General features: G+C 73.0%; 3 protein-coding genes. 2 read left to right on the forward strand and 1 reads right to left on the reverse strand.

From position 1 onward, the window contains the following. The first annotated feature begins 43 nt into the window (after positions 1-43). Positions 44-2,770, forward strand: coding sequence for a DNA polymerase I (polA, locus tag ACGF8A_RS15050; protein ID WP_393108065.1), 2,727 nt, complete (start codon positions 44-46; stop codon positions 2,768-2,770). 1,065 nt (positions 2,771-3,835) lie between these two features. Here the strand turns inward: polA and ACGF8A_RS15055 are convergent. Next, positions 3,836-4,693, reverse strand: coding sequence for a DUF4184 family protein (locus ACGF8A_RS15055; protein ID WP_393108067.1), 858 nt, complete (start codon positions 4,691-4,693; stop codon positions 3,836-3,838). A 262-nt stretch (positions 4,694-4,955) separates the two neighbouring features. Between ACGF8A_RS15055 and ACGF8A_RS15060 the strand changes: the two genes are divergently transcribed. Next, positions 4,956-6,698, forward strand: a complete 1,743-nt coding sequence (locus tag ACGF8A_RS15060) for a lytic transglycosylase domain-containing protein (RefSeq protein WP_393108070.1) — start codon at positions 4,956-4,958, stop codon at positions 6,696-6,698. Positions 6,699-6,808 lie beyond the last annotated feature (110 nt).

Genomic DNA, 6,808 nt, shown 5'->3' on the forward strand with positions numbered 1-6,808 from the left:
AGGCCGGGGCCGACTGTCGGTGCGGCGTGGCAGGATCGGGGACGTGGCAGAGACAGCATCGAAGAAGACCGACAGCACCTCCGGCGGCAGCCGCCCGCGCCTGATGCTCATGGACGGGCACTCGCTGGCCTACCGCGCGTTCTTCGCGCTGCCCGCGGAGAACTTCACGACCGTGACGGGCCAGCCGACGAACGCGATCTACGGTTTCGCGTCGATGCTGGCCAACACGCTGCGCGACGAGGCGCCGACACACTTCGCGGTGGCCTTCGACGTCTCCCGCAAGACCTGGCGCTCCGAGGAGTTCACGGAGTACAAGGCGAACCGCTCCAAGACCCCCGACGAGTTCAGGGGCCAGGTGGAGCTGATCGGCGAGCTGCTCGACGCGATGCACGCCCCGCGCTTCGCGATCGAGGGGTACGAGGCGGACGACGTCATCGCCACGCTGACCACGCAGGCCGAGGCCGAGGGCTTCGACGTGCTGATCGTCACCGGCGACCGCGACTCCTTCCAGCTCGTCTCGGAGCACACGACGGTGCTCTACCCGACCAAGGGCGTCTCGGAGCTGACCCGGTTCACCCCGGAGAAGGTCTTCGAAAAGTACGGGTTGACGCCCGCGCAGTACCCCGACTTCGCGGCGCTGCGCGGCGACCCGTCCGACAACCTGCCCGGCATCCCCGGCGTCGGGGAGAAGACGGCCGCCAAGTGGATCAACCAGTTCGGCTCGTTCGCGGAGCTGGTCGAGCGCGTCGACGAGGTGAAGGGCAAGGCCGGGCAGAACCTGCGCGACCACCTGGAGGCGGTGAAGCTGAACCGCCGGCTCACCGAGCTGGAGCGGCGGGTCGGGCTGGACAGGGCGGTCGCCGACCTCACGCGCGTGCCGTACGACCGCAAGGCCGTCGCGCTGGTACTGGACACCCTGGAGATCAGGAACCCCTCGCTGCGCGAGCGGCTCTTCGGCGTCGACCCGGGTGCCGAGGAGGCCGGGACGACCCCGGTCGTCACCGAGGGCGTGGAGCTGGACGGCACGGTGCTGGGCACGGGCGAGCTCGCGCCCTGGCTCGCCGGGCACGGCACCGAAGCGCTCGGTGTCGCCACCGTCGACACCTGGGCGCTGGGCACGGGCTCGGTCGCCGAGGTCGCCCTGGCCGCGCCCGGCGGAGCCGCCGCCTGGTTCGACCCGGCCGAGCTGGACGAGGCCGACGAGAAGGCGCTGGCGGCATGGCTGGCCGACGCCGGCCGGCCCAAGATCTTCCACAACGCCAAGGGCGCGATGCGGGTCTTCGCCGAGCACGGCTGGACCATCGAGGGCGTCGCGATGGACACCGCGCTCGCCGCCTATCTGGTGAAGCCCGGCCGCCGCTCCTTCGACCTGGACGCGCTGTCCCTGGAGTACCTGCACCGGGAGCTGGTCCCCGCGGCCGCGGCAGACGGCCAGCTCGCCTTCGGCGCGGACGACGGTGCCGAGGCCGAGGCGCTGATGATCCAGGCCCGCGCCGTCCTCGATCTCGGGCAGGCCTTCGAGGGCCGACTGGCGGAGGTCGGCGCCGCGGAGCTGCTGCGCGACATGGAGCTGCCGACCTCCGCCCTGCTGGCCCGGATGGAGCGCAACGGCATCGCGGCCGACCGCGCCCACCTGGAAGCGATGGAACAGATGTTCGCCGGTGCGGTGCAGCAGGCCGTGAAGGAGGCGCACGCCGCGGCCGGGCACGAGTTCAACCTGGGCTCGCCCAAGCAGCTCCAGGAGGTCCTCTTCGGCGAGCTGGCACTGCCGAAGACGAAGAAGACGAAGACCGGCTACACCACCGACGCCGACGCCCTGGCCTGGCTGGCGACGCAGACCGACAACGAACTGCCGGTGGTCATGCTCCGGCACCGCGAGCAGGCGAAGCTGCGGGTGACGGTCGAGGGCCTGATCAAGACGATCGCGACGGACGGCCGGATCCACACGACGTTCAACCAGACGGTCGCCGCGACCGGCCGGCTGTCGTCCACGGACCCGAACCTGCAGAACATCCCGGTCCGCACGGACGAGGGCCGGGCCATCCGCCGCGGCTTCGTCGTCGGCGAGGGCTACGAATCGCTGATGACGGCCGACTACAGCCAGATCGAGCTGCGCGTGATGGCCCATCTGTCCGAGGACGCCGGCCTGATCGAGGCGTTCACGTCCGGTGAGGACCTGCACACCACCGCGGCCTCGCAGGTGTTCGCGGTCGAGCCCACCGCGGTGGACGCGGAGATGCGCCGCAAGATCAAGGCCATGTCGTACGGCCTGGCGTACGGGCTGTCGGCCTTCGGCCTCTCCCAGCAGCTCAACATCGAGGCGGCGGAGGCCCGCGCCCTGATGGACGCGTACTTCGAGCGTTTCGGCGGCGTGCGGGACTACCTGCGCCGGGCCGTCGACGAGGCGCGCGCGACGGGGTACACGGCGACGCTCTTCGGGCGCCGGCGTTACCTGCCCGACCTCAACAGCGACAACCGGCAGCGGCGGGAGGCCGCCGAGCGGATGGCGCTCAACGCGCCGATCCAGGGCACGGCGGCCGACATCGTCAAGATCGCCATGCTCAAGGTGGACGGGGCGCTGCGCGAGTCCGGCCTCAAGTCCCGCCTGCTCCTGCAGGTGCACGACGAAGTCGTCCTGGAGATCGCTCCCGGCGAGCGCGAGGCGGCGGAGGAACTGGTCCGCCACGAGATGGCGCACGCCGTCGACCTCAGGGCACCCCTGGACGTCTCGGTGGGCGTGGGCCCCGACTGGGAGTCGGCGGCACACTAGCCGCCCGCGGCCCAGCCGTCCGACGCAGGAGCCCCCGGGCACGGGTCACGGGTGCCGGGCGCTCCTGGTGCGTTGCGGGGCACCGGCGTGGTGCGTCCTGCCGGGCCCGCGCGCCGCGCCATGCGGCCCAGGAGTGACGCCGTCAGGCTGGGGCTCCAGTTCTCCTGAGCCTGTGACTGGGGTGCGGTGCCGCATGGCTGGGGTCTGCGCCCTCTCGGGCGTGTGGCCGGGTGGGGTGGTGCTCGGCTGGGCCTCAGGCCTCGTGGGCCTTCGAGCCAGGTGCGGCGCCGCCTCCCCGGGCTCTGCGCGCGTCACGCCTTGCGGCTCAAGTGCGGCGCCCGCCGGCCCTGGGGCCTTCGCTCGCCGTCCCTGGGGCCTCCGCCCGTCGGCCCGCCCGTCGGCTCAGGGGCTCCGCCCTCGGCCCCCCGTCCCTGGGGCCTCTGTCCCGCCACGCCTTGCGGCCTGTCTCCGTGGCAAGCCACGTGTCCATGCGCGATCCACCGAAGCACCGCACCGTACCCCCGGTATCGGCAACCCCGTGACCAGTTACAACGCCGCTCACACGCCCCAGTGGGCCCTCATCCCGGCCCACCCCCGGCACCTCGCGGCACACCCTCCCCGGACCGGCCGCCCGCCGGCCCTCCCCCCGGAGCTCCCCCGGAGGGACCTTCACCCACGTGGCCCCCGCGAAAAAGCACCCCGGCACCCGCGCCCGTCAAGATGCCGCCATGGGTATACGCATGCTCAGCCGCCGAACGGCCCCGGCTCAGCCCCCGCCCGCGCCCCCGCCCCACGCGGTCGGCGCAAGCACCGCCCGCCTCCCCCTGGGCCCGGCGGCGTCGCTGTGTCACGCCGCCGGCAGGCTCCGCCGCCGCGTCGCCACCGACTGGGAGAGACGGAAGTCCGCGGCCTTCGGCCCCCGTGACACCGCGCCCTGGCGCCTGTGGGCCGACCTGGCCCGAAGCTATCTGACCCTCTGCCTCACCCTGCTGCCCCGGCCCCATCCGCGCCCGGCACGCACGCTCACCGTGTTCGTGGCGCCGCTCCCCGTCGCCCCCGGTGTGATCAAGCCTCCTGACGGCTCCGGTCCCGCTCCCTGCCGGCGTCTCCCGAACCGCTAGGCACGGGAGCCGGCCGCCGCAGCCGCACGGCAACGGCGTAGGACAGCACCCCGGCCAGCAGCCCCGCCCCCGCGCCGAAGCACAGGGTCGGGATCAGTTCCCAGGGCTTCGCCGAGGACCCCCAGTACGCCCACCACCGCGTCGCCCGGTGCGCCGCCGCGACCAGCGCGCAGCCGCCGATCACGACGCCGGCCAGCCACCGGTCCCGCACCGACAACGCGGGCACCCCCACCGGCTCGGCCGCGGGCGCCCGCCGTAGCGCGACAACCACGAAAGCGGCGATGACCAGTGCGGCGACCGCGGAACCGCCGTACTGGAGGTACCAGTACAGCGGCGAGCCCGCGATCTCCCGGCCCAGCACCGGAAACAACCGCATCCCCCATCGGTCGAGGTGCGTGAACGCGTCCCAGACGACGTGCGTGAGCGCGCCGAGCACGGCGGACAGGTACCACCGCGCCACCAGAGAGGGCCGTACGCGCGCGCGTGCCGCCCCGCAGCGCAGCAGCGAGGCGACCCGAGGCCGGCGTCGGCGCGGCAGCAGGGCCACCAGTGGTTCGCGTACCAGCAGCCACACCCCGACCAGCGCCCAGGCGATGAGCACGTCGACCGTGAACACACCCGCGAAGGAGTGCGTCACATCGCCGAACTCCATCGTCCCGGACAGCGCACTCGCCACGTAATAGGGTATGTCGGGCGCGAACGACCCGGCGAGGAGGACGGCCGGAACCAGCGGGCCCCGACCGGAACCGTCGGGCCGGAGGGCGGGCAGCACGGCTGCCGCATGACTGAGGGTGAACGGCAACGGTGCTCCCCAAGGCGGACGTTGACGTTCAGTATCAACGACGGCGTGCCGCCCTGGGGCGAGACCGACGCCACAACGCCGTATGGCCAGGTGGTGAAGACCAGGCGGGAACAGGTCCCGGTGCGTGCGAAGTTGCCGTAGGGTCGCGTGGGTTGACGTACCGGGGAGCGTGCAACCGCCACCAGGCGACGGTGAGCGTCAACAGAGTGTGGTAACAGGGCATATACGGGCGACTCGGACGCCTACGGGAGGGGTTCATTCCATGGCGGCGCATTTCGGTACGAGACTGCGCAAGGGTGCGGCGAACACCGCCGTGGCCGCGGCTGTCGCGGCGGCGCTGGTCGCTTCCCAGGCCCCGGGAGTCGAGACCGACGGCGCCGGAAGACAGCGCACCACCGGCACCCAGCCCTCGTCCGACACGCCCACCGAGGACAGCGCGACCGGCAACTCGCCGTACTACACGGACCTGCCGCCGCTGGAGAGCCCCAACCCCGCGCCCACCGCCGGCCCCACCACCGGCCCGGCCGTCCCGGGTGACGCCGCCGCGGGCATACCCGCGACCGTCCTCGACGCCTACAAGCAGGCGGAGACCGCGCTGGGCGAGGCCAGGCCCGGCTGCAACCTGCCCTGGCAACTCCTCGCCGCCATCGGCAAGGTCGAGTCGGGCCATGCGGGCGGCGGCAACGTGGACGCCGACGGCAACACGATCACCCCCATCCTCGGCCCGGCGCTGAACGGCAACGGCTTCGCCCACATCAGCGACACCGACAACGGCGCGTTCGACGACGACAGCACGTACGACCGGGCCGTGGGCCCGATGCAGTTCATCCCCTCCACCTGGTCCTGGGCGAGCCGCGACGGCAACGGCGACGGGGTCGAGAACCCGAACAACGTCTATGACGCCGCCCTCGCCGCCGGCCACTACCTGTGCCGCTTCGGCTGGGACCTGTCCGTCGAGGACGACCTGCGCCGCGCGATCCTCAGTTACAACAACTCGACGGACTACCTGAACACCGTCCTGTCCTGGCTGGAGTACTACCGCAAGGGCACGCACGAGATCCCCGACGGCACCGGCACCCCGCCCGGGAACCGCAGCGACGTCCCCCGCGGGTCGAACCCGCCTTCGCGGCCCCAGGCGCCGGGGACCGGCCCGGCCGGACCGTCCCCGAAGCCGCCGTCGGACGGCGGCACCACTCCCTCGAAGCCCACGCCGAAGCCCGAGCCGCCGAAGCCCGAGCCGCCGGTCACCCCGCCGACCGCCACCGACACGGTGGACCACCTGGAGGACGGCGGCACCGCTCAGCTCACGGCGATGGCGGGCGACGCGTTCGCCGAGCGGGTCAGCGCCCGCGCCGAGAGCAAGGAGGGCAAGGGCGTCGCCAAGGTGCGCGTCCGTTTCACGATCGTGGGTGACACCGACGCCACCTTCACCGGCGGCGAGAAGGTCGCCGCGGTCGTCACCGGTACCGCGGGTGTCGCCGTCGCGCCGGCGTTGACGGCGGGCGAGAAGACCGGCTCGTTCACCGTGCGGGCAACGGTCGTCGGCCGTTCCGTCCCCGGCGTCGACTACACCGCGACCGTCACCGCCCGCGCCGCGGACGCCCTCACGCGTACCGGTGACACCCCGATGACCTGCACGGTGGGCGGCGAGTTCGCCGACCAGGTCGAGGTGAAGGCGACGTACCAGGGCGCCGCGGCGGACGGGGTGGCGGTCACCGCCACCCTCATCAAGTCGGTGCTCGACCCGGCCGAGAACGACAAGGGCCCGTACTTCAAGGGCGCCGAGGGCAAGCCCGCACGCACCCTCCAAGGCCTGGAGACGGACGCGAACGGCCTGCTGAAGCTGCCCAAGCTGTACGCGGACGACAACGCCGGCTCCTACATGCTCCGCCTCACCACGGAGGGCGGCGCCACGCTCAACGTCCTGCTGGACGTGACGGCGGCCGGGACGCCGTCACCGAGCCCCTCGGCGAGCGCGAGCGAGTCGGCGAACCCCGGCGCGTAGCCCCGGCCTTCCCGCACACACAGTGGCGGGGGGCCCCCCCCCGCCCCGGCGGGGGGGGGGGGCGCGCGGGGCGGGCTAGATGGTCCCACCCCAAGCGCCGCGCCGCCGCA

The organism is Streptomyces sp. NPDC047706 (assembly GCF_043204795.1).
Classification (GTDB): domain Bacteria; phylum Actinomycetota; class Actinomycetes; order Streptomycetales; family Streptomycetaceae; genus Streptomyces.